Below are 23,805 nucleotides of genomic sequence, written 5' to 3'. Positions count from 1 at the left end.
CGAGGGAAATCAAGATGCGTGTTAAAATCATCATACTTACGAAAACAGCCATTATTAAACAGATTCATATACCCTCACCTTAGATGCATTTTCCTATGAAAAAAGTCTTAGTTTTCCCTATAATATTTAGCGAATCCAATTTTTAGATTGTCGTCTTTAAGGAGGTTTTTCATCTTGAGGTATACAAACAGTCATTTAGAGGATTGGATTGAAAACTTATACAGGAAGATTGATATTACAGAGCCTGAACAAATTAATTTTGAACGGATTGCCGAGGCTTTAGATATCAGGCTTTCATTTAAACCTGTTACAAGCTTCGCACTTAAACACAGCGGAATTTATAATATATGCCTGGACAGCCGAAAAAGCCGAACTGAACAATGGTATGATTTCGCTCATGAATTTTGCCATATATATAGACATGAAGGTGATAAAAAAACAATGCCAACAACTTGGACTGATTATTTAGAATGGCAGTCCAATTATTTTACATATCACTTTTGCATTCCAACTTTCATGTTGCGTAATATTAATCTTTCGTACATACAATCACATGCAATTGAAAATGTAGCTTGGTTATTTAAGGTATCCCCTTCATTTGCTAAGAAACGTTTGAGCATTTATTACAGGAAACTGACTCAACATTTATTTAATCAAACAGTTACGGAAAACCTGTGCACCCCCCTTTTGTAATGAATAATGAAATCCTCATGCATTTGCGCGCATTGAAAAAAACAAAAAAAGATGTGTCCCTTCACGATCCGATCGGGCAGGATAAGGAAGGGAATGAAATAAGCCTGATTGATGTTTTGAAATCTGAAAACGAAGATGTGATTGATACGATCCAGCTCAATATGGAGCTTGAAAAAGTGAAACAATACATTGACATTTTAGATGACCGTGAAAAGGAAGTGATTGTCGGGCGATTTGGACTTGATTTGAAGAAGGAAAAAACGCAGCGTGAGATTGCCAAAGAACTCGGGATCTCGCGCAGCTATGTATCGCGGATTGAAAAGCGGGCGCTGATGAAGATGTTTCATGAGTTTTATCGGGCAGAGAAGGAAAAGCGGAAGAAGGCGAAGGGGAAATAATGCAGAAGAGGCCGGATCTCATGTTCCGGCTTTCTCTATTTTTTTAAAGTTCTTTAAAAGAAATAGAGAAAGAATATATGAAAGAGTTATGAACATCATTTTTGTTATCACTGATAAGCTCTCCAAAAAATCCTTCATCGGCATACTTCAGCACATCCTTAGTCCTTGCTTTCTTTATGCAGGCCTCGATCTGGCTGTCAATGCTGGATCCCTTGATCGCTTGTTCCTCGGTCGATACCCTTACATATATTGCTATCACCCTGGATCTCCTTCCTATAAAGTTTTATTAAATAATGATAGCAATCGTTATTGCATTTGTCAGCTTGCGGTCCCTCGATGATTATCACCTTCATAAAATGCATCACCCCTTGGGTATGCTATGTAACAGCTGTTTGTCCAAATGAGGTGATTTTCAGTATGAAAACAAAAAACCGATGGCTTGAACCATCGATCTGTTTTCTATATCACTGGGCCCTCAATATAGTAAATCTATCTCATTGGTTATGAAAGCTTATTTTCATTACACATTCTATATTCATTTGTTATCATTTTTAAATGTTTGTATAATTATAGTAAAAAACAAAAAAACAATAAATGTCCATTCAAAACTTTTTCATCTTATTTATTAAGAATTTTAACCTCTTCCTTGTAAAATAAAGAACGATTTTCATCTCCATACAGTTAATGCTATATCATTTGGAACATGTCTGTTAAAGTAGCCAATAAATAGATTCAGATATCCACTTACAAGTACAATTCAATTTGATCCACTATAGATTTCTGAGCTTAAAACAGCTAGAGTTATAAATACCGATTATCAATTTTTTATTCTGTTCCAGTTCCCATTCACAATTAGGACATTTCGGCGGCGTATCGGCATAAAGTGAACTAATTTATTAATGTTCAACAACAGAATTTCGTCTATTGGCAATAAAGAATCCACAAATCATTGCAAGAATGGCCATCGCCCACCAGAACGTTGAGATCGCTTGATCATGATCGATGATAATCAAACGAATGACAGCTGTGATGCCTATATAAATGAAGTAGCGAAGCGGGAAATGAAAGTCTGATTTGAAGTATTTGATAATCAAAGCAATGAACTCAAAGTACATGAAGAATATAAGCAGTTCTCCAAGCATCTCATAATAGCTGTCCACTTTGTTGAACAGTGACTTGTATACGAATAGCACAATGTACCAAGTCTCGCTGATCAGAAGTGCGCTTAAGGCTAACGCCAGGAAGAACAGACAGACATTGAGAAGCGCTTGTAACAGGTAAGGCACCTTTTTGAATTTGTTGGAAAATCTCATCATGTTGTCTCCTAATTTCAATATATTCGGTTTTTATTCTCAGCCTACATCTTGGTGTTCCAAAATCGTAGCACAATGTAGTACTTAGAATTCTTTTGTATACTGTGAAACTGCCCCTGCATGCGGGACATCATTCGCGCAATGCTTCTTTCACCGAGTCCGTTGCTTTCCGGTGTTACATCCGCAAGTTTAATCGTATTGCTAACATGAATCTCGAATATTTCTTGATCCGATACAAACGTGATGCTGATTTCTTCTTTCGGATCTGCGTATTTAAATAAGTTTGACATCACATTATCAAATACACGACCAAGCTCCTCCACATTCACGTTAATATAGGTTTCCGGCAGCTCGCCTGAAATATGGACCCGGAAATGCTCCTGATGAAGGATGGCAATCTGATCTGATATTAGATCGTAGATCACTTCTTTCACTGCAACGGTCTCCAGGTCGGCCCCAGGTTCCCTGTCCAGCAGGAAATACGCAAACAGATTGTCAGACAAGCTTTTTAATTGCAGTGCTTTACTATAAGCATTGGCTACATACCGATCTTTGCTGGCCCCCGCTTCGCCTCTTTCTTTTTTGGCAAACTCCAGATTCATGATCAGCGACGTCAGCGGTGTGCGCATATCATGCGACATTTCGGTAACCAGACTGCGGCTCTCTGCTTGCAATTCCTCGATAGCTTTAAGTTTGTCCAAGAAAGCTTTCCGCAGATCCTCAATGCTCTTTGCAATCATCGCTAATTCATCATGCCCTTTTATCGTCATCTCGTAATCCAGCTGGCCCCCTTCAAGAATATGAATCTCTTGGTGAAGCGTTTTAAGGTAGCGAAGACTTTGGCGAATGCCGAAGAGAACAATGATTAAAAAGATGAGAGTTGCACCGAGCAATTCCAATGTAAAGGCCAGATCATAATATCGGGAAGAGTAGAAACCGTCGATAATGACTCGTCCTTCACCATCGCTAAACTTGACCGGATGTGAATGATTTTGAGCATACTGAGTCAGCTTTTCCTTTCCATAATCCGATTCGGAATAAATGGAATCATATTGCAGCTCTTGATCCTTGAATATGGTGAGGTTAATGTAATTTTCTTTTTTGACCCACTCGCCAAACGCTTTTCTATCCGATGTAGACAACTCATTTTCTGAAACGTACTGACTGAATTTTTGAATGTATCTCGCTGACTCCTTGTGATAATACTCATCCGAACTCAGGTATCCCTCGATCAGGTCATCTGTAATCTTTTGCAACGTCAGAAAGATCACACCACTCACAATCGCAGCAACCATGATCAGCAAAGCCAGTTTTTTGGTTAGCGTAAATTTACGATGCGCCAAATCGATATCCTCTTCCCCATTCAGTTTTTATATAAACCGGACGTGCCGGATCATCCTCAATTTTGGAGCGCAGCTTTCGAATATGCACCATCACCGTATTGTTGGAACAGTAAAAATAAGGCTGTCCCCACACACTCTCATATATATTTTGAGCAGAAAATATTTTGTTGCGTTTGCTCATCAGCAGTTTCAGGATACGATATTCCAGATCTGAAAGCTTGATTTGCTGCTCCTCTTTCCAGACCTCATTAAATTCTTCGCTCACTCTTAGTTTGCCCCCGATAAGAAATGTTTCTTCCTCTTCCTTCTTTTCCTGATAGATAGTATATCTGCGTAATTGAGCAATCACTCTAGCGTGAAGTTCCTCTTCCGAGAAGGGTTTAGTCATATAATCATCGCCGCCGGCGAGTAATCCCTCAGTTTTATCGAGTGTACTCGATCTGGCCGTCAGAAACAGAATCGGGACGTTAGAGGTTTTCCTGATGTGCTGACATGTTTCAATTCCCGAAATGCCTGGCATCATAATATCCAAAACAACCAAATCAAGCGAATCATCCACAAGTTGCAATGCTCGCTTTCCATCCTTGGCTCTTAGCACCTCGTAGCCTGCACGCGTAAGGGATTCCTCCAAAAGTTCACAAATATCCTCATTATCCTCTACGACTAATATTCGATGGGTCATGTCTCTCTCACCTCATGATTCTTGATGTTAATTCTCGTGTGTCCTTACTATATATCATTCATAAGTAACACGTACGTTACTAAGATACTACGTAAACCTTAACAATTTATGAAAGCTGATGTCTGCCACAAATTTATCACATTTTCTAAAAAAATGATGACTCTTCATAAATTGTTAAGGTTCAGTCTTTATATTTATCCATTGTAAGGCTCAGGATTTTCAGATCCGAACCACACATTGCCATGATAAATGGAAAAGGAGCATTGATATGACTGTACAAAAAGAAGGACACGGGCAACCGGTGAGTCTGCGGGAACGGGTTCATTTTCTGGACATCGTACGCGGATTTGCCTTGCTTGGCATTATTGTCGTCAATTATTTTCTGATCGTAGATTCAGTAAAGGGATTCGAAAGGACTTCCGATGACGTACTGCACACGCTGGTTTCCTGGTTTGCCGAAGGGAAATTCGTTACGTTATTCTCCTTCCTGTTCGGAGTCGGGTTTATGATCTTTATGGATCGAGCCGCACAGAAGGTAGATAGTCCCAACAAGCTGTTTGCCCGCAGGTTATCTATCCTGTTGGGATTTGGCATTTTGCACATCACATTTGTTTGGGTCGGTGACATATTGGCCTTTTACGCCGTAAGTGGCTTCCTGTTACTCGCCTTCTATAAACGCACGGCCAAAACGGTGCTTAGATGGATTATCGCACTTATCGTGTTTCAATTCCTGACTCCTGTTTTCACAATGTTGTACAATGTCATCAATACTGCAGGGTCAAAAAACCCGAACTTTTCAGAGTTTACTTTGTTTAGCCACAGCAGCCTTACCTACATGGAATCCATCAGCACTCGGTGGACAGATATGGTCACGATGGCTGCCAGCTCTTTCCCTATGATCTATTCCATGTTTCTCATGTTTCTGCTGGGCGTGTACTTTGTTAAGATGGAATTTTTCAAAGACATGGAAGCGAAAAAGCCTATATGGAAGCGTATCTGGATCATTAGCACAATCGCTTTTCTAATAACACAAAGCAGTATATTGCTAGACATGTTTAATTTTTCGGACATTTCCTCTGTCTTGGGTCAAAATGGCGGCTTAACCGGAAGTATGTTTTATATGAGCACTTTTGCAATGCTGTTTCTATACGTTCCTCAGCTGCGAGGCCCTATGATGATATTCACCAAAGTTGGACGGATGTCATTGACCTGTTATCTGCTTCACTCTATCATTGGAACAGTTCTGTTCCTCAGGTACGGATTCGGTCTTGCGGATCATATTCAATCCGCCGGCACGTTCATGTTCAGCCTGGCCGTGTATTTCGTGCTTATGATCTTTAGTACATTGTGGTTGAGACGGTTTAAGTACGGTCCGATGGAATTAATATGGCGCAAGCTGACGTACGGCAAAGTAAGCGAGCGCTCCAAAGCAACTCCACATGCGGCAAAATCAATTCAGAAATAACCCCTTTTCCCAGATTGCACGGACTTCAAATTAGTTGTTGACGGAAGTGGGTATTAAACGGACAGATTTGAATAGTATGGACTGGTTATTTTTATATCATTAAGTGCTTCTTTGGGCTAAACCAGACAGAAATTTCGCCAGATTTTACTCAATTTGCATAGGTCGAGATCGAATCTAAAATGAATCTTTTGCGCATTCCTATAGTCGGCGACACATTCGACTATTTTTGTGATTTGTGATAGAGAAAATTTGAAAAGAATGACTAATCCCGCGGAAGAAACTTTTTGTGAAAAGGGCTCGTAGAATAGCTGGAATGTTTCTACTGAACGACTTGACTCGATATTTTAGCAAATGAAGGAGTGAGCAATCATGAAAACAAAAAAGGAACCTAAAGTTATTCTGGAACTAGCAAAGGAGTCTGATCTGCCAGAATTCCAAAAAAAATTACAAGAAGCATTTGCGCTCGCCGTGATTGAAACGTTCGGTGATTGCGAAGATGGACCGATTCCATCGGACAATGATGTTCAGGAGTCTTTCAATGCTCCCGGTGCAGTGGTATATCATATTCTTCAGGATGGTAAGAAGGTCGGTGGTGCAGTAGTACGTATCAACAGCCAAACACATCATAATTCGCTAGATTTATTCTATGTGTCTCCAGAATATCACAGCCAAGGGATTGGTCTTTCTGCTTGGAAAGCCATTGAAGCACAGTATCCGGATACTGTGCTTTGGGAAACCGTGACACCTTATTTTGAAAAACGAAATATCAACTTCTATGTGAATAAGTGTGGATTCCATATCGTAGAGTTTTACAATGAACATCACTCTGATCCGCACATGCATCGCAATGGACGCGAAGATGACAAGCCCCTGCCGGATGATGATGACTTTTTCAGATTTGTAAAGATTATGAAAAAAAGGACTAAACAATTGAACACGGCGAGATGCCGCAGAGAGTTGCTGGTAACTTTTTTATATTTCATTATCAGAGGAAGGTAATAATGCTGTTTAAAGGTGTATTGATCCCTGTCTCAAAAACAGGGGTCAGTCCCGTGCCCTATTGCCTTTTTCTCTCCCAAAAAAGTAAGGTTATGCCTCAAGCCTCAAGGATTTAAAAGGGGATACTAATTATATCGCATTGGATTCCATTGTTTCTGTTGATATCAAATAAAAAACCTCCATTTATTAGGAGGTTGAATGTAATATTATCAAGTTTGAAAACGATCAGAGGCAATATGATATGTGTTTTGAGTTTGATTTTCTGTTAAGTTGGATCCGAAACCACACACTAAAACAAGTGACAAACCCAGGATTAGGCATACCTTCTTTTTAAAAGTCATACAGGCATTCTCCCCTTTGAATTTGTGTTTGAGTCTCAAGCATTTTCTGATGATATACATAGGATGTTTCAAATTCTTTTGAGTTTGCGTAAGCAGCTGCGGTTTCACAGGCAATGTCTTCAATATATGAATAGTTCTTATTTTTTTCTAAGTATTCTATTGTTTTATTAACACCTTGTTGGTCCACTGCATCGACATAAAGAGATTTTAAATATCCCTGTAATTTTGCGAAAAGCTCATCACCTTGATAAAGAGCTGCTGACAAACCTTTCTTACTTACTTGGATAGCCTCATTCATTTTTCCTTGTTTAAAAAGGATTTTTGCATAAGAAAATAAAGAATGTGGCAAGTTTGTGAGCTTTTCTTTTTCTGTAATCTCCACTGCTTGCTTCATGAATACTTCCGCCTGCTCGTAATCACCACTGTCAGCAAAATTAGTGCCTAAATTATATAATGCAGAACTAATCAACCTTTTGTTATTCAATTCCCTAGATAACTCTAATGCCTTTTCAAGATGCGGCTGACTTTTTTCGTAATGTTTAAAATCAGTATAATTCCCTGAGATAACAAACATACATTGAACTTTTCGCACCTTATAAAGTTCATATTGATTATAAATATCCAATGCTTGTTTAACGTGATGCATAGACACATGACTTTGCTTCATACCATAATATGCTTCAGCTAACTTAAAATGAAACTCTGCCCTTTCGATCTCATCAGGGACATGTATAAGCTGCTTTTCAGCTTCTCTATAATAGTAGATAGCTTTCATGTATTGCTTCTTGTCAAACTCATACATCCCTCTGAAAAACAAAGAATAATACGACAACAGGCCAGATATACCCTTATTTGAAGTCTCAATTTTTTCAAGAAGTTCGTCAATAGTTGGCCTGATTCTTGTTGTAACTGGTTCCAAATAATCTAACATAAGCTGATGACGGAATTTCATTAGAGAGAAGTAAATAAGTAAATACTCATCTTCCTCCATCTGATTGATCTCTTGCTCCACCTCTGCCTTTAAAATCTCTGCATCCGGGACACTAAATTGACGTATCATTTTATACCATTCATTGATCTTTACGCCAACTTCTGACGATGATAAAACCGGATTCACAAGACCCCTCCTTATATACCTTTTTATGTAATATTCTAACATTTCCAAAAATATGTATGACCGCAAAAAAACCGCAAACTTTTTATTCAGTATCTTTGATATGGTCTATCAAGATAAATTTAAGTTATCTTCCTCTTTATCCCATGGTAATATTTCGTTATACAATTAAATGAGAGAGTATGATGATGAAAGTTTTTTGAAGCTAAAACACTTATGTCTGAAGCTGCAGACCGCGCCAAAGAATATAAAGAACTAAGGACGCAAATGGTCAACTTGAGAAAAGCTTTACAAAGCGTCGCTGAACTTGACGACAGCGAATTCTCTGGTAAAGGCGCTAATAACATTAAAGCATTCTATCACGATCATGTTGGTGTCACTGATCAATGGATCGACTACATTGACATGAAAATCGCATTCTTTAACAGCATTGCCGGAGCTGTCGAGGACAAGGGCCTCCCTGATGCTTATATTGAAGAGTCTTTTTTAGAACATGAACTGGCTAACGCCCATAAAAAATCAAAGTCAATCATGTCTGAACAGAAAAAAGCCATGAAAGATATCCTCAACGACATCGACAACATCCTCCCGCTCGACTTGTTTTCAACAGAAACCTTCAAAGATGAGCTTGCAGATGCCAATGATAAACTCAAAAAAACAATTGAAAAACTAGGTGACCTTGACGAAGATTTACTGACAGAATATGCTATGTCAGAACCAAATGAACAATTCATCAAGTCAGATTTCCAAAAGCTCCAAGAAGCAACTGGCAAAGGCAAAAACGCTACGCCCATCCACTACAACGCCAAGGCATACCGTGAAAGTGATATACATAAGAAAAAAGGCGATATTGAGAAACGTACAGAAGCTTATTTGACGCTTAAAAAGAAAGAAGAAAAAGAACGGGAAATTGAAAAACTGAAAGTAAGACTGATAAATTACGACTATGCTGATTCAGATGAATTCTATTCAATGGCTAAAACTATTGGTTACGAGAACCTAACAGAGGATCAGCAAAGGTATTTCACACAGATTGAAAACACACATGAACTCACTGAGGGCTTCAAAGGAGTCGGTGTCGGTCTTTATGATGTTGGAAAAGATACTGTAATTGGTTTAAAAGACTTAGCTGTCGGCGCCCGGGAATTCTCCCAACTCTCTGATAAGCAAAAAGTTGCCACAACAATTAGTACTGTGTTGAATACACCTTCATATGCTAAAATCATATGGAAAAATATAGCTTATTCATAGAATGATAAATTTATACTTACTCAAAGGCACACTATGTTACCTATGTAATCGGCAATCTAGTTGGATTAAAAGGCGCAGGATCTGCTGTAAAAGTATCTAGTAAGATCGCCAAAACTGGCGCAACTAAGGTAGATAAAGTTTTGGAAGCTAGAGAAAAGACAGCAACTAACCATGTAAATAAAGGAATCTCTAAAGGAAAAAAATACATCAAATCCTTATCTGAAAATAAAGATGAACTAGCTCTTATAGGAATAGCTGAAGATATAGAGAACACTTACAATGTAAAGAATACATCTATATTAAAAAAGAGATTCAAGCCAAACAAGATCAATTCGTCCAAGTTGCACCATATACGCATAAAGATGCATTCGGCAACACTGTCACAACCAACTTAAAAAATGGACATTTAAAAAATGATGTTCACCCTGTAACCGGAGTACTTTATGATAAAGATGGCTTCCCAATTTTTGATCCAGTTGCCGAAGTAAAGATTGATAAATCATTATATCTACAGAAAGATACTGTACAATTTAAAAAAGCTACTGAACTGTTACAGCAAGAAATTAATAAAAATCCAGAGTTGAAAAAACACTTTACAGAAATGCAGTTAAAACAGATTTCAAAAGGCAAAAAAACAAGGGGCGGAGGTTCCAAATACAGATAAAAGGAGTTTATTAAAATGGTTCAATGGGATTTCGGAGAGCATCCTGTTAGTAACGAGGAAATTATTGAAGTAGAAAACCTGTTACAAGTAAAGTTCCCAAAAGATTATTTAGAAGGACAGTTTGATGAAACTCGCTACGATGAAGAGTTGTTAGAAGATGAGAATTGGTACATTCATGACGAGAACAATAGCAAACGAGGAATCATTGTTCCTGCTGTTTACCCTGATGTAGTAACTTTAAAAGGGAGCCATCGCTCCCTTTTGTTCACTGAATTACAGAACTTTCCAATGTGTATGATCCGCCAGTTTTTGCAGTGCTATATCCAGCAACCCTCATGCTATAAGTATAGCTTTTACTGACTGCAATAGTATATTTCGATAATTCTGAGGAATCATAAGAATTCACAAAAGTTGTCCCACCACCATTTACATCCGTTTTGTAAATACTAACTTTTAATGGAGTTGTTGTACTATCTTTGGACAAATAAAACTTTACTTTTGTGGCTGATCCCGGATGGAATTGCCACTCATGCCCTTCTTTAGCAGCAGCGGCATCAGCAAAAGATCCACTTACCTTGTCATTAAGAGGTAGCATACCTTTAAATTCATAAGCTGAAGCACTTCCCATAGCAGTAAACATTAAAATCAGAACAAAAAACATTGATACTAACGACTTTTTCATTTCACATTTCCCCCTTTTAAATTTAAGTCACTGTAATAATACTCGTCTTCATTTAACAAATCCTCCCACCTAGATCAAACTTCATAAATTTGACACAATAGGATTATAAAGGGTATTCTCAATTTCTGTTATCCTTCAATTTCTCTTCAATTTTCGCTTTTGTCTTAGGACCATAAATGCCATCAGCAGTCAGACCATTCATTGACTGGAATCGCTTGACTGCATTTGCTGTTTTCGGACCGTAAACGCTATCAATGCCGTTATTTTTCGCCCCTTTATCCGGTTAAAAATAAAGAGCAGCAAGAGCATTTTGAACTTGTCTGACATTTGTTCCTTTCGTCCCTCCTTCACTTTCACGATCTTGGCTACGGCGTCCTCTTTTTCAAAAACACTATCCAATTTCGCTGTCAAAACAATGATAAACATACGACGGCGAATGTCTTTATCTACTTCAATCCGAATATTACGAGAGCATCCGAGAATAATGTTCTTCGGATGAGTAAGGATGATATCAGAAACGTCAGTGGCTGTATCTCCCTCTCCAATCGTATAAGGTTGTAAATTTGCAATACCTTTGATCGGAACACCAAAAGCAGATGAAAGGCCACCTTGAACAGCTGCATCCCCTAAATTTGTTTGACGATCAGCTACGCGATCTTTCCATTCGACCTCAATACCAGGCGATGTATAGAAACGGAACTCCTGTGGAATTCGCAAATATTTTGGAGGTACAGCTTTGTATCCTCGCTTGAACGTTTGGCGTGTCAGTTCCTCACCTGCAGCATCGACAATATGAGATGTAGCTTGTTTACGGATACCGTCAAGCTGAGCTAAGTATGATTCTGACGAACTGGTATCTCCGTTTACTAGCAACTCTTCAATATCAACCGCAGCACGCTCAGCTATCATTTGCATAATTGTATTTTGAAGACCATCTTTTTCGATGTTGTTTTCAAGGGTGTCATAGGTAATGTTAACTTCAGCAATTACTTCTTTTGTGCTTAAGTTAACTGTGCTAGTTGATGGAATTTTGATCTTTAGTTAGCGCAACTCCCCTTGAGCTGCCCTTAAAATTCGCTGACCAAAACCGGTCTTCTCGATTTTCTGTGTGTCATGATCCATTTGAATAACTCGCGCATCTCTTAAAATAGTTGGCGTACCTTGAACCATTCGAATAAAAGTTGAAGCTTGAGTAGGATTCATAATCCCGCCACTCTCTAAAGTAGAAAGCGTCATTTCTGCTTTATTAATAACCTCTTGATTTCTCATTCGTATCCTCCTTATACATTAAAACAACCCTGACCAGATTGATTTTTGAACTTGTTCAGAACCCGATTCTTCAGTTTGCTTAGATGTTCCGCGGCTTTTTTCGATTGCTTCAATACGATCAACAAGCGGTTGAACAGCTTATTGCCTTTTTCAACTTCTCGCCTCTTTTTCAATCTCTTCTTCTGTTTTTTCTTTATCTTTGCTTTTAGTATTCTTTTTCTAATTCTGTCAGCCGCTTCTCAATTGGCTCTAAAGCTTCTTGAATGGATTTTGTTACTTCCTCCGAAGTCATTTCTCCTTCCCCCTCTTCTGTCTCAACCTGGCTCAGCAAGTTATCGAGAGCAGCATGAGCATTTTTAATTTCCTGCAGGTTTGAAGCGGAAAATTTTCTACCCGCCTTTGTAACTGGCTCTTCATATGATTGCTGTTGTTTTCCCACAAAAAAATTTTTGAGCAAATTAAAAAGCCCTTTCTCATCTGTTTTCTCTTGAGAAACGGGCTTTTCTTTTTGTTTTTCAATTGTCTCAGCAGTCCCTGCCATTGAATAACCGGTAATTTCACCTTTTTTTGATTTGCTCCCATATTTCTTCAGAAGCCTTTGTCATAAGGACCCATGATCCTTTTTTGATGGTTTCCCCATTCATTTCAAAGTCTGCAGGCGCGACGTAGGATTCCACCACCGCGCCAACACCGCCCTTAAAGTCATGCTGCTTATCAATTTCACGGGCATCTTTCAGGAATCCATGAGCTGCCTTCTCAATTTCTGCGGCTGTCATGAAATCCCCGTGAGCGTCAACTGTATCCGGTTCACAAACAATGCCGTAAACAAGTTTTTGCTCGTCTGCCTCGTTCGCAAGGATTCTGATTTCCTTTTGAAAGTCCGGCTGTTTTTCTGACTTCATAAAAAAGAACTGCTTTTGATTAGCAGCCTTGTCGACATAAGAAACATGTGTGATTTTTGCGTTTACCAATTCTCTTGGCATTTTGTTCACCTCCTTCCAAAATAAAAAGTCCTCTATGCTTGAAGGTCTTCTGCAAGTGTTTTTGATAACTCAGTACGAAGTTGTTCGAGCGACTCCGCACAAAGAACGTAATAGTCTCTTGCCTTATTTGCAAATATGGTTCTTTCATTTATATTTACTTTCATACTATCATTTTGTACTGATTGAGAAATGATAAATAACCCTTTTATAGCATCCGCAGCTTGTTTTGAAATTTTTCTATTTTCGTACAAAACATCCATAACGTGAAAAGTATCGCCTTCTAATTTCAAATCAGTATTTTCTTCTATAAAAGTTGTAATATTTTCTAAACCTTTTAAGAAATCACTCCAAATATCTTCAATAGTTCTTACTGGATCTATTAGCGCTTTTTTGATTACAACTTCTAATATTTGTTGATTATTTAACATTGTAAATACAGGAATTTCAATAACAGCTTTATCACCTTTTACAACTTTTTCAGATGCTTCTTTTAAATTAACTTTTGTAGTTTCTAATAACTCATCTACAACGACCTTAATCCCGTTTCCTCCTCCCGCTTCTACTTGAACTTTCCTATTTTTTAGAGTCTCTATAATTCCTTTTTTGAAGGAAAGTGCAATTATTACTATGGCTAACGGCCAAGAGGTAATTGCACTGGTAATAAATTTAGAATTTAAAACCGATGATATAAACTTAATTATTCAGCTGGTGGAATGTGAATATCTAATAGATATGAAAAAAACAAGAGACTGAAGAGTACTGTCATAATAATCCCCCATTCAAATAATGGAGGATATTATACTACTTTATTCCATGTTTACTAAGGCTTATCTTCCAATCTCTTCCTTTCCCTCATCTGACAGCCCCATTTTCTACTGAATAGTGAAGTCTTTTTTGATGTTTATTTCTCTTGGATTGTAAACTCAAAGCGCCCCCTATGTTTTGATAGAAGTACCAGTTCATATCTAGAACACTGAGGCTAAGCGCTTCGGTGTTTTTTTATTTCAGGCAGAAACCTCTTTTATCATGACTTTCACTCGCGGCTCTTCACTATAAAACTTGCTAACTTTCAGGTCCACTACTTGGCTATCATCTTTGTAAATAAGATGATTCAGGGCATCTTTTACACCCTTTACATAGTTATCAACATCAGGCTTTGTAGTAGTCCGCAGAAGACCATTTTCAGCTTTGTCTTTATTCTTTTTTGAGTTTGAAACTGACTTAGGCATTGGTCTGTACACTTTGACATCCATTGAGACAGGACCAGTAATAATTGTTTCTGGTCGATGCTGAGACGCAACCAAAGCTTCATACTGTTTGAAATACTTTGATTTCGCTGGATCACGCATATGCACCTTCCCATTTCGTATTGATCCACGCGGCCGCCCCTGTGCGACTGGCACACCATAAACAGTGAACTTAATGCAATCCAACTGGCCTTACCTCCCGTCAAGCTGTTCCCATAGTTGAATTTTTTTCTATTCTCGGTGCAGAGAGTAAAATTAACAGCAGAGACACGACTGCTTTAAGCACACAGCATCCGCTCCATTTGCTTTATTTTTTCCTCAAGTAAACGGATAGTTGGCATAAGATCTTTACCTTCTGTAGGACTTAGAGGTCCAAATATATAAAGTCCATCAGCTGCTTTTATATTCGTTTTCTCCTTCATTCCCATTCACCTAACCTATGATTTAATTGCATTCGATCGCCTTTAATAATCACTATGTAATCACGACACATCTGGTGAATTCTTGAACCAAGATCCTCGTCTATATCCAAAATCTCATTAATTGTTAACTCCGAAGAAATCAGCAAAGGCTTGTGATTTAAATATCGGTAGTTTAAGAACCTGCCAGTCGGTTGCCCTTGGTTGACCGTTTATTGGTTTAAATAAGTCATCAAGGAATAGAACTTCGACCTTTCTCATGGCAACGAGTTTTACTACTAAGTTGTCAAGTTATGTATTGATTTGTTCTACTTAATGCCAGCAATACTTATGATAATCTTCTGGAATCATGCTACTTGCAAGGAAAGAAAAAACTGCTCCTAAAACCGTTTAAATCTAAACACAAAAGAACCGCGACTGGAGGTTCTTTTAGTGTATATTCCTATTTCACTCCACTATTATTGGACAATACCATAATCAAAATCAATATCTTTCTTGTCTAATTCCCCCTTAACATTTTTAGCATAGGTCATGGTTAAATATACGTTTTTATCTATCCACCAAGTTCCATCATCAGTATTCGTATCCCAAATAACATCTATATCCCTGCCGAAATTCTCAAAAAACACCAAATCCCCAACAGCTACTGTTTTTCCGTGGATCTTGTAATATATTAGAACAATTTTCTTATCAAATATACCTGTCCCGTGCTTTACGATTGTTAAACTATAAGGCTTATTAGGACATTTCTCTTCAAGTATAACTTCAGGATTTAAAAATAAAACATAACAAATGAATAGAATTGGTACAATCGCTAACCTTTTTAATAATTTTTTATTGATATTTAACCCCTTCAACATAGCCCTCCCTTTTTAACAATCCATTTCATTTGGAATACACCTCCATCATTGAACGTATTTCCTATGAAAAATGCAAAATAGAGAGTGATACATATTATACATGACTAATATGTATCACTTCTTTAGTTCTTGTTCAATAATCGCGCCCGATTGTGGGATATCGTTATTGAACTAAAGCCCCCGATAGTTGGATAAGAAAAATACATCCACCAAATGTTCAATGTTAGTTTGTTTTTCATACATACTAATAATAAAAGTAAAACATTATTAAAACTTTACAAGACAAACTGAATTGACTATAGTCTAATTAGACTAAAATATTGATGTAAAGAAGTGAAAAATAAGATGATAAAGTCTTTTTTAATGTTGGGGCAGTCGAATATGGCGGGCCGTGGATTTTTGAATGAAGTAGACCCTATCTATAATGAAAAAATAAAAATGCTGCGCAATGGACAGTGGCAGATGATGACAGAGCCGATTAATTACGACCGTCCGGTTTCCGGCGTTGGCCTGGCGGCATCTTTTGCAGATGCATGGTCGAAAGCTCATCCCGATGAAGAAATTGGCTTGATTCCTTGTGCGGAAGGTGGCAGTTCATTGAATGACTGGCATCCGGAAGGCATCCTTTTTCAGCATGCTTTGTCCGAAGCCCGCTTCGCCCTCCGGTCCAGTCAAATTTGCGGAATCCTTTGGCACCAAGGCGAGAGTGACAGTTATCGTTCGCTACATAAAACTTATTACGAGAAATTAAGTCTTATCATCGAGACGCTAAGAAACGAGTTGAAACTTGATGAGGTACCGTTGATAATTGGAGGGCTTGGTGACTTTCTTGGGAAGACTGGTTTTGGACAGCACGCGACTGAATTTCGACAGGTTAATGAACAATTGCTGCGTTTTGCTAATGAACAACAGAATTGTTATTTTGTTACTGCGGCAGGTCTGACTGCGAATCCTGATGGCATTCATTTAGACGCAGTTTCACAACGCAAATTCGGTTACCGCTATTTCGAGGCTTTTTCGAAAAAGTACCCTATCCTGAAACCCATTTCGGGAGAGGAGCAATCACTGAAAGTGAATGGTAACTATTCTAAAACAGAACAGATTTACCTTCATAGTATGGATTTGGCTTCGGGTAAAATCACGTACGCGGAATTTGAGGCGCGGATGGCGAAGGTGATGAAACCATGATTCCCTTACTTATCCTTGGCTTGCTCATCCAAAACCCCGGAGCTCACGGCTATGAACTTCTGGCCTTAATGGAAAAACGTCATTACAAGTACATCGTTAACTTCACCAAAGGTTCATTTTATTACAATCTGCAGCAACTTGAAGAAAAGTGTTTGATTGAACAGATTCAGCAGAAACACTCAACCAGCGGGCGGGAAATCCGTAACTTTAAAGTCACAGATTCGGGAAGGGCAGAATTCGAAAAATTAATGATCAAATACGGCACCAAATCGGAATATGTGAACCTGCAATTTTATGGGGCGTTACTCTTTGCCGATGAATTCGACAAAAATAAATTACTGGATCTGATCCAATCACAAATCGATCAGACTAAAACTCGAATCGAGCTCCTTGATGAATACCTGTCCATCACTCAAGAAATTCCCGGCACAATCGATTACTTTCGCCGTATGAACGAAAATTCCCGTTCACATCACTTGGTAAATTTAGAGTGGTTCGAAAAATTGAAAGCAGAAATAGAGTGAACTATTGCATAAAAAAAATGCAAAGTTAAATATATAAGGATATTAGTTACCTAAATATAAAACCTGTGTCATAGATATCTAGTAACATCTTTAATACAGGTTTTATACTTCTTCTTTAATTAAACCAGCAATAGGGTTGTCAGCATTTGCCCCCCAACAAGAACAAGTGAATCTGCTGCGTGTTCTTCTTTTTCAATCGCTATTCGTTAGTTTAATTAGAATTCAAATAATCCAAGACACGGTCAACTCTTTCATTGACTGAGTGATCGCCTTCAATCTTTAGCACTGGACAAGATAAATCTGCCATCCAATGTTCATGCAAAGCTCTACTTCTAACTTCCATTCCAGCAGTGTCATATAAAGAAGCCCACTCTAAAAATGTTTTTGATTGTTCATATTTACTGCCACCGGCTAACACTTCATTTCCATAACGCTGAAATTCCCTATGCCTTAATCTCTCAAGCCGTATTTCTTGTGGAATCCATAAGAAGACGACAAGGTCAAAATAACTTTTTAGATTATCGCCCCAGCCACACACTGCACCAGAAAGAATCCATTTCTCATTTATTGTTAAGTCTGTTTCAAGCAACTTTCTTCTTTCAGGAATTTCTCTTTTTTTAGTGAATTTATCTAACCAATAGTAATTATCAGTATCAAGATGCGTATGAGGCAAACGCTTTGATAATGCAGCACCTAATGTTGACGTTCCGGCACCAGAGGCTCCCAATATGTGAATATTTTTTTTCATACTTCCCCCTCCTTATTAAGCAACCAAACTCCCTGTTTGTTGCATAAGGTACTTACTATCATTTTGACATAAATCCCTAAAGACCTTTACTTTTCTAGAGAAATCCAGATGCGTGTTAAAATCATCATACTTACGAAAACAGTCCTTATTAAATGGATTCATTCCCCATCTACTTGGACGCATTTCCTATGAAAAAAAGTCTTGATTTCCCTATAATATTTAAGCGAATCCAATTTTTAGATTGTCGTCTTTAAAGAGGTTTTTCATCTTGAGGTATACAAACAGTCATTTAGAGGATTGGATTGAAAACTTATACAGGAAGATTGATATGACAGAGCCTGAACAAATTAATTTTGAACGGATTGCCGAAGCTTTAGACATCAGGCTTTCATTTAAACCTGTTACATGCTTCGCACTTAAACACAGCGGAACTTATAACATATGCTTGGACAGCCGAAATGTATCGCGGATTGAAAAGCGGGCGCTGATGAAGATGTTTCATGAGTTTTATCGGGCAGAGAAGGAAAAAGCGGAAGAAGGCGAAGGGGAACATCATTTTTGTCATCACTGATATGCTCTCCGAGAAAGACAGTCTGGATCATAGCAGATGATTTGGCTTATGGGGCCTTACTGACACCCTCCCTTAAGCAGTTCAAAGCCGGACGTTCTAACAGCTCTCCAGAAAAGCATTCATTGTCAAACTTCAGAGCATCCTCGTTCCTGCTTTCTTCATGCAGGCTCCGGTCTGGCTGTCGATGCTCGCCCTCTTGATCGCTTGTGCTTACACGACACCCTTACAACATTTCCATTTTCAATAATAGCCATCGTTAATAACATTGTTCAGCTTGCGGACCCTCTTATGATTATCACCTCATAGAATGTGCATCCCCCCTTGGCAATGCTATGTAACAGCTGTTTGTCCTAATGAGATGACCTTCACTAGGTAGGATAAATAAAAAAACGCCAAATGTGTTGTTGGTAAGTTATATTGACTCCATCTGAAGTACCCTATAAGTAGTTGCTTTATTCACAAATAGATTAGAAGTCCACAGAACAATGCTATAAAGATATAGCTTGCGGTATACCAAATAAAGAAAATCATACTCGATAATAAATCATAAAGAAAGAAGGTGATCCCATGCCCGCACAATAGACCCAATGCTGAGAAGTCTCCTTACTTACTTCAACATGCTCACAACCGTGTAAACTGGTTCCCTTGGGGAGAAGAAGCATTTGAAAAAGCGAAACGAGAAAACAAACCTTTCTCGTATCTATTGAGTATAACTAGCAGGGCAGCTACACAAACTTGCCATTGGTGCCATGTCATGATATTCAAATATAATAACTCTAAAGCAAACAAAGATACCCATATAGTTTGGCATCTTCTGTTTAGTTCGAATCCCTCAACAAAAGTAGTATATTATCAGTTACAAAAGCACGCCGTTTCAAGCATTTGAAATCATGCCATACAGCCTATTATACAAAATAGACATAATTTATATTAACTCATTAATACCCATTAAACCAATCAGGATTAAAACGTTTTAAAAAAATGATCAAAGGTGAAGTTATGGTTTTTTTTATTTTCTTAATGTTGTCCTAATTCCACTGGACGCCACTAAGTCAAATGCATTTCAAGGTACTATAATCAAGACTTGTCCAAGTCACCATTATCAAAATGAATTTCATCAAATACTTGGAACATCTATTGAACATGGCCAAGTGTCATAACATTAATAAGAAACCAACGAGTGATGAATCTTTTAATCTTTCATTTTACCCGCTGACTCATATCAGCTCTAACCAAATTTTAATAGCTGTCGCACTTATTAATAGCGCTAAAATCCATTGCAGGAATTTTGTATTTACTTTTTGCCCAACTGATGCGCCAATAGGAGAAGCAATTAAACTGGCAATCATAAGAACCAGAGCCGGTACAAAAAGAACCTGGCCCGTGATTACTTTTCCAACTGTTGCGCCAATAGATGAAAGAAATGTAATCGCAAGAGATGAAGCGACTGTGATTCTAACAGGAATATTTAAAATTGATAACATAAAGGGGACCAGGATAAAGGCGCCGCCAGCTCCTAAAACACCCGATACACCACCAATGATAAACGCTAGGGACGAAGCCAACCATTTATTAAATATCACTTCTTTGTCTTCGCTTTGTTCTTGTCCTTTTTTAGGTATAAACATTAAAATAACTGCTAAAATAGCCAGAATACCGTATATAAAGTTAATTCCTTTTTCAGATATATAATGAGAAAAGTAACTCCCCAATACACTCCCTAAAAGGATGCTGCTTCCCATGCAAAGAATTAATGCTTTATTTAGAAGACCACTCTTACGATAAGCCCAAACACCGCCAAGTGTCGCAAAGAAAACTTGAATAGCCCCTATACCTGACACTTCATGGGCAGTTAATGACATCACTCCCACTAAAGAAGGAATGTATAATAACATTGGATAATTAATAACTGCTCCGCCAATACCAATCATTCCAGAAATAAAGGCACCAATAAACCCTATAGTGAAAAGAGTTGTGATAAAGGCAATATCCACTTTGGTTTCCTCCTTTCAAAGGAAAAGGGTATCTTTTTATTCGATACCCTTTCCATTCATTAGCCTTTTTTAATCCAGAATTTCAATACATCGCCTTCATCAGTTTGCTCTAAAAGGTCATGCCCGCCTGATTTAGACCAAGCTGCAAGATCACTTTTAGCTCCCTTATCTGTTACATGCACTTCTAATATTTGACCTGATTCCAGTTCATTCATCGCTTTTTTTGTCCTAACGATTGGCATTGGGCATGCCAGGCCTTTTGCGTCTAATACTTTATCTGATTTCATGTTCATCTCTCCTCTTTTTAATAGAAACTTGTGTTACCGTATTGCACAGCGGTTTGGACCAATCTCCATTTCACGCTGTTTTTCTTCATCTGGGCTGATTTTCCCCATGTTTGTTTCTCGAATCTCTTGGTATGCATTTGGCTGCGGAGGCAAATGATCTGTTACTAGGTGTCTAAATTCTGTTTCATCCGCAATGTTCAAACCATGGTTCTCGCTAAATAACGTGCTTAGTTTTTTACCAACACTTCCATTCTCATTTAGCTCGTCAATGATCATAAAGTGTGCAGGTAATACAATTAAATCCTTTGATAACGCCTTGTAACGGCTATAAAGCGTTTTTCTTAAATCTCCTACCCAATCTTCTGCCATACCGGCTAAGTCTGGTCTGCCAATTGAATCAATAAACAAAATATCACCTGAAAGAAGATACAGATCATCGACAATGAAAGAAGTGGACCCAATCGTGTGCCCCGGAGAATAAATCGGTTGAATTTTAATCTTTGTATTTCCAATGATCATGTCATTTCCTTCTTCCAACGGCTGATAATCGAATGCCACTTCTTCAGCATCTTTAGGCGGTAACCAGTAGGTTGCTTTTGTTTTTTCAGCAATGACTCTGCCGCCTGAAATATGGTCTGCGTGAAGATGTGTATCAAATACGTGAGTAATCTCCGCACCCTTCTCTTTCGCAAAGTCTATAAAAATATCTGCCATACGTGTCGCATCAATAATCGCTGCTTCACCATTGGAAATGACCATGTATGACAGGCAGCCTTTACCGATTCGAACAAACTGATACATCTCACCGCCATCTTTTAAATCCCCGACTTTTACCGGCTCTAAATGTTCGCTCCATGCTTTCATTCCACCCTTAAGATAGGATACAGAATGACCTGCTTCAGAAAGCATTTCGGATACCATGACGGATGAACCTTCTTTTGCACAAACAACCAGCACTTCTTTATCAGAAGGAATTTTCTCCAAGATACCTTCTACGCCATCTAAAAGATCGAAATACGGTACATTTAAATAGTCAAAACAATGTCCTTCGATCTTCCAATCGTTAAAGTCATTTTCATTACGCACATCCAGAATAAATAAAGATTCTTTGTTAAAGATTTTTTGTGTGACTTCTTTTGCGGTAAGTGCTTGAACGGTCATGTTTACATACCTCCTTTTTCTGTTTTACCAGTCCAATCCCGCATACCGGGGACAACATTAATAACCTTTTTAAAACCTTGTTTTTTCATGGTGTGGGCCGCCATTTCACTTCTTCTTCCCGAATGGCAGATAATATAAATTTCATCATTTTTGTTTAATTCGTTAGAGCGCTTTTCCACTTCACCTAGAGGGATATGCACAACTCCAGGAATATGAGCATTTTCATACTCCTCTATCTCTCGTACATCTAAAATGTTAAGAGACTCGTCACTATCCACTTTCTGTTTGAAAGCTTCTAATGAAATCTCAGGAATTGAAGCTGCATTTTCTGCTGAAAGCTCTCCTCCTTTTCGAAGAAAATGACGAAGTATTTCCCCCTCTGCTTCAGTACCTAGATATTCATGGCCTGTACTATTTGCCCATGCTTCCAGATCTGCTGTAGAACCTTTATCTGTCGCTTGAATTTCCAATACTTCACCAGCTTTTAAATCCTTCATACTCTTCTTCGTTTTTACGATAGGCATTGGACACGCCAAACCTTTAGCGTCTAGTACAATATTTGCTTTCATCATTTTTTCCTCCTTTTCTCATATAGGGGTGGGGGTATATAAATATGCAAAAAGGTTCTCCCTAGAAGTTAATACCATGTATTCATACCCCCTTTTATATTTGTGATGTTTTTAAATCCTTGTTTCTTCAATATGTTACTTGCCTTTAAACTTCTTATTCCGCTTTGACAGATAACAAAAACTTCTTTGTCTTTCGAAAGCTGATTAGTTAGATGAGGCAAGTTAGTCAAGGGAATATTTTTGAACCCTTTAATATGCCTTGTACGAAACTCATAAGGTGTTCGCCCATCTATAAACTGTATGTCTTTATTTTTCAGCTCTGACTTTAAATCAGCAGTTGTTATTTGTCTAACACCTTGCAATGATAAAAAACGTCGAAATACGAACCATAGTAAAAATAAAATGAGTAAGATATTGAACATTACGCCATTATCCATTCCATAGTGCTATAACCTCCCTTCATTTATTTAGCAATGAGTAACATTAGATAAATAAGTTGACACTGCCTTCCTCAGCATCTGCCAAATAAGCTGCTACACCAGCATAGTCGATATCATCTAATAGTTCTTTTTCCTGTAAACCAAGAAGATCCATTGTCATCGTACAGGCTACGAGCTTTACCCCCTGTTCTTGAGCCATCTCAATTAACTGAGGCAATGTTAATGCATTATGCTTTTTCATCACATTTTTAATCATTTTAGGGCCCATACCTGCAAAATTCATTTTAGATAAGCTCATCTTATCAGCACCACGAGGCATCATCTTTCCAAACATTTTTTCAAGAAACCCTTTTTTCACTGGAACAGGTTCTTCTTTACGCAAAGCGTTTAATCCCCAAAAAGTATGGAAGATCGTCACTTCATGATCGTAGGCAGCTGCACCATTTGCAATAATATAGGCTGCCATTGCTTTATCATAATCCCCGCTAAATAAAACAATTGTTGTGCGTTTTGTTTGTTCTGTCATGTTTATTCCCCCAACTAATTACCCCCGCGGGTATATTAAAGCCGAAAAATTTTTTCGAAAGATCTGCTATTATT

Annotated in this window: 20 protein-coding genes and 13 pseudogenes; 11 read left to right on the top strand and 22 right to left on the bottom strand. The window is 38.1% G+C overall.

Annotation, left to right across the window (positions count from 1 at the left end):
• Positions 1-174 precede the first annotated feature (174 nt).
• The 3 genes and pseudogenes from NZD81_RS02535 to NZD81_RS21235 form a co-directional block, all read left to right on the top strand.
• Positions 175-693: an ImmA/IrrE family metallo-endopeptidase gene (locus NZD81_RS02535; protein ID WP_129093413.1), complete on the top strand. Its 519-nt coding sequence runs from the start codon at positions 175-177 to the stop codon at positions 691-693.
• Positions 693-1,091, top strand: a pseudogene (locus tag NZD81_RS02530) (sigma-70 family RNA polymerase sigma factor); the annotation flags it as partial. The gene NZD81_RS02535 and the pseudogene NZD81_RS02530, both read left to right, overlap by 1 nt.
• Positions 1,091-1,221, top strand: a pseudogene (locus NZD81_RS21235) (hypothetical protein); the annotation flags it as partial. The pseudogenes NZD81_RS02530 and NZD81_RS21235, both read left to right, overlap by 1 nt.
• Here the strand turns inward: NZD81_RS21235 and NZD81_RS21230 are convergent.
• The 5 genes and pseudogenes from NZD81_RS21230 to yrkP all read right to left on the bottom strand — a co-directional run.
• Positions 1,204-1,308: pseudogene (locus tag NZD81_RS21230) on the bottom strand (recombinase family protein); the annotation flags it as partial. The pseudogenes NZD81_RS21235 and NZD81_RS21230 overlap by 18 nt on opposite strands.
• Positions 1,266-1,444: pseudogene (locus tag NZD81_RS02520) on the bottom strand (hypothetical protein). The pseudogenes NZD81_RS21230 and NZD81_RS02520, both read right to left, overlap by 43 nt.
• 543 nt (positions 1,445-1,987) lie before the next feature.
• Positions 1,988-2,404, bottom strand: a complete 417-nt coding sequence (psiE, locus tag NZD81_RS02515) for a phosphate-starvation-inducible protein PsiE (RefSeq protein ID WP_003246154.1) — start codon at positions 2,402-2,404, stop codon at positions 1,988-1,990.
• Positions 2,405-2,448: 44 nt separating this feature from the next.
• Positions 2,449-3,747, bottom strand: coding sequence for a two-component system sensor histidine kinase YrkQ (yrkQ, locus tag NZD81_RS02510; RefSeq protein ID WP_147772262.1), 1,299 nt, complete (start codon positions 3,745-3,747; stop codon positions 2,449-2,451).
• The gene (gene yrkP / locus NZD81_RS02505) at positions 3,734-4,429 is read right to left on the bottom strand and encodes a two-component response regulator YrkP (RefSeq protein ID WP_147772263.1); all 696 of its coding nucleotides are present in this window, start codon (positions 4,427-4,429) and stop codon (positions 3,734-3,736) included. Before yrkP ends, yrkQ begins: the two co-directional genes overlap by 14 nt.
• A gap of 268 nt (positions 4,430-4,697) precedes the next feature.
• Here yrkP and NZD81_RS02500 point away from each other — a divergent pair, with 268 nt between their 5' ends.
• Both NZD81_RS02500 and NZD81_RS02495 read left to right on the top strand, forming a co-directional pair.
• Positions 4,698-5,894: a DUF418 domain-containing protein gene (locus NZD81_RS02500; protein WP_289859317.1), complete on the top strand. Its 1,197-nt coding sequence runs from the start codon at positions 4,698-4,700 to the stop codon at positions 5,892-5,894.
• A 369-nt stretch (positions 5,895-6,263) separates the two neighbouring features.
• A pseudogene (locus NZD81_RS02495) lies at positions 6,264-6,815 on the top strand (GNAT family N-acetyltransferase); the annotation flags it as partial.
• A gap of 408 nt (positions 6,816-7,223) precedes the next feature.
• Here the strand turns inward: NZD81_RS02495 and NZD81_RS02490 are convergent.
• Positions 7,224-8,351 carry a Rap family tetratricopeptide repeat protein gene (locus NZD81_RS02490; protein ID WP_289859316.1) on the bottom strand — a complete coding sequence of 376 codons (1,128 nt, stop codon included), beginning with the start codon at positions 8,349-8,351 and terminating at the stop codon, positions 7,224-7,226.
• Between the two features lie 213 nt (positions 8,352-8,564).
• Between NZD81_RS02490 and NZD81_RS02485 the strand changes: the two are divergent.
• Positions 8,565-9,474, top strand: a pseudogene (locus NZD81_RS02485) (ribonuclease YeeF family protein); the annotation flags it as partial.
• Between the two features lie 417 nt (positions 9,475-9,891).
• On the top strand, positions 9,892-10,263 hold the full coding sequence (locus NZD81_RS21185; protein ID WP_354669333.1) for an HNH endonuclease: 372 nt from the start codon (positions 9,892-9,894) through the stop codon (positions 10,261-10,263).
• 265 nt (positions 10,264-10,528) lie between these two features.
• Here the strand turns inward: NZD81_RS21185 and NZD81_RS02475 are convergent, their stop codons facing one another.
• The 9 genes and pseudogenes from NZD81_RS02475 to NZD81_RS02435 all read right to left on the bottom strand — a co-directional run bounded on the left by NZD81_RS02475 (position 10,529) and on the right by NZD81_RS02435 (position 15,723).
• Complete coding sequence (locus tag NZD81_RS02475) at positions 10,529-10,945, bottom strand: hypothetical protein (RefSeq protein ID WP_024122142.1); 417 nt, start codon at positions 10,943-10,945, stop codon at positions 10,529-10,531.
• Positions 10,946-11,063: 118 nt separating this feature from the next.
• A pseudogene (locus NZD81_RS02470) lies at positions 11,064-11,285 on the bottom strand (peptidoglycan-binding domain-containing protein); the annotation flags it as partial.
• Between the two features lie 2 nt (positions 11,286-11,287).
• Positions 11,288-12,214, bottom strand: a pseudogene (locus tag NZD81_RS02465) (phage major capsid protein); the annotation flags it as partial.
• Positions 12,215-12,232: 18 nt separating this feature from the next.
• A pseudogene (locus NZD81_RS02460) lies at positions 12,233-13,197 on the bottom strand (XkdF-like putative serine protease domain-containing protein).
• Between the two features lie 32 nt (positions 13,198-13,229).
• On the bottom strand, positions 13,230-13,625 hold the full coding sequence (locus NZD81_RS02455) for a hypothetical protein (RefSeq protein WP_282372774.1): 396 nt from the start codon (positions 13,623-13,625) through the stop codon (positions 13,230-13,232).
• 576 nt (positions 13,626-14,201) lie between these two features.
• Positions 14,202-14,630 carry a RusA family crossover junction endodeoxyribonuclease gene (locus NZD81_RS02450; RefSeq protein ID WP_282372776.1) on the bottom strand — a complete coding sequence of 143 codons (429 nt, stop codon included), beginning with the start codon at positions 14,628-14,630 and terminating at the stop codon, positions 14,202-14,204.
• 92 nt (positions 14,631-14,722) lie between these two features.
• A complete protein-coding gene (locus NZD81_RS02445; protein ID WP_080478253.1) occupies positions 14,723-14,872 on the bottom strand; it encodes a hypothetical protein in 150 nt (49 codons plus the stop codon).
• Positions 14,863-15,151 (bottom strand): annotated as a pseudogene (locus NZD81_RS02440) (ATP-binding protein); the annotation flags it as partial. The gene NZD81_RS02445 and the pseudogene NZD81_RS02440, both read right to left, overlap by 10 nt.
• Before the next feature lie 170 nt (positions 15,152-15,321).
• Positions 15,322-15,723, bottom strand: a complete 402-nt coding sequence (locus NZD81_RS02435) for a hypothetical protein (RefSeq protein ID WP_289859313.1) — start codon at positions 15,721-15,723, stop codon at positions 15,322-15,324.
• 345 nt (positions 15,724-16,068) lie between these two features.
• On the opposite strand from NZD81_RS02435, the gene NZD81_RS02430 reads away from it, so the two are divergent.
• Complete coding sequence (locus tag NZD81_RS02430) at positions 16,069-16,911, top strand: sialate O-acetylesterase (RefSeq protein WP_282372781.1); 843 nt, start codon at positions 16,069-16,071, stop codon at positions 16,909-16,911.
• A complete protein-coding gene (locus NZD81_RS02425) occupies positions 16,908-17,435 on the top strand; it encodes a PadR family transcriptional regulator (protein ID WP_282372782.1) in 528 nt (175 codons plus the stop codon). Before NZD81_RS02430 ends, NZD81_RS02425 begins: the two co-directional genes overlap by 4 nt.
• 211 nt (positions 17,436-17,646) lie before the next feature.
• Here NZD81_RS02425 and NZD81_RS02420 read toward each other — a convergent pair whose 3' ends face one another.
• The gene (locus NZD81_RS02420) at positions 17,647-18,183 is read right to left on the bottom strand and encodes an ATP-binding protein (protein ID WP_282372784.1); all 537 of its coding nucleotides are present in this window, start codon (positions 18,181-18,183) and stop codon (positions 17,647-17,649) included.
• A gap of 268 nt (positions 18,184-18,451) precedes the next feature.
• Between NZD81_RS02420 and NZD81_RS02415 the strand changes: the two are divergent.
• Positions 18,452-18,712: pseudogene (locus NZD81_RS02415) on the top strand (ImmA/IrrE family metallo-endopeptidase); the annotation flags it as partial.
• Positions 18,713-19,313: 601 nt separating this feature from the next.
• Positions 19,314-19,511 (top strand): annotated as a pseudogene (locus NZD81_RS02410) (DUF255 domain-containing protein); the annotation flags it as partial.
• A gap of 460 nt (positions 19,512-19,971) precedes the next feature.
• Here the strand turns inward: NZD81_RS02410 and NZD81_RS02405 are convergent.
• The 6 genes and pseudogenes from NZD81_RS02405 to NZD81_RS02380 all read right to left on the bottom strand — a co-directional run bounded on the left by NZD81_RS02405 (position 19,972) and on the right by NZD81_RS02380 (position 23,731).
• Complete coding sequence (locus NZD81_RS02405) at positions 19,972-20,748, bottom strand: sulfite exporter TauE/SafE family protein (protein WP_040082393.1); 777 nt, start codon at positions 20,746-20,748, stop codon at positions 19,972-19,974.
• Between the two features lie 59 nt (positions 20,749-20,807).
• A complete protein-coding gene (locus tag NZD81_RS02400; RefSeq protein ID WP_014664707.1) occupies positions 20,808-21,035 on the bottom strand; it encodes a sulfurtransferase TusA family protein in 228 nt (75 codons plus the stop codon).
• 33 nt (positions 21,036-21,068) lie between these two features.
• Positions 21,069-22,227: pseudogene (locus NZD81_RS02395) on the bottom strand (MBL fold metallo-hydrolase).
• Positions 22,199-22,768 (bottom strand): sulfurtransferase TusA family protein, encoded by a 570-nt coding sequence (locus NZD81_RS02390; protein ID WP_014664709.1) that lies wholly within the window; start codon positions 22,766-22,768, stop codon positions 22,199-22,201. The pseudogene NZD81_RS02395 and the gene NZD81_RS02390 overlap by 29 nt, the downstream one beginning before the upstream one ends.
• Positions 22,769-22,833: 65 nt before the next feature.
• Complete coding sequence (locus tag NZD81_RS02385; RefSeq protein WP_289859312.1) at positions 22,834-23,202, bottom strand: rhodanese-like domain-containing protein; 369 nt, start codon at positions 23,200-23,202, stop codon at positions 22,834-22,836.
• Positions 23,203-23,248: 46 nt separating this feature from the next.
• Complete coding sequence (locus NZD81_RS02380) at positions 23,249-23,731, bottom strand: DsrE/DsrF/DrsH-like family protein (protein ID WP_040082387.1); 483 nt, start codon at positions 23,729-23,731, stop codon at positions 23,249-23,251.
• Between the last annotated feature and the right edge of the window lie 74 nt (positions 23,732-23,805).

This window comes from Bacillus sp. B.PNR1 (assembly GCF_030386235.1).
Lineage (GTDB): Bacteria > Bacillota > Bacilli > Bacillales > Bacillaceae > Bacillus > Bacillus stercoris.
The sequence above is the reverse complement of the archived record's forward strand: the minus strand, read 5'-3'. Positions and strand labels throughout refer to the sequence as shown.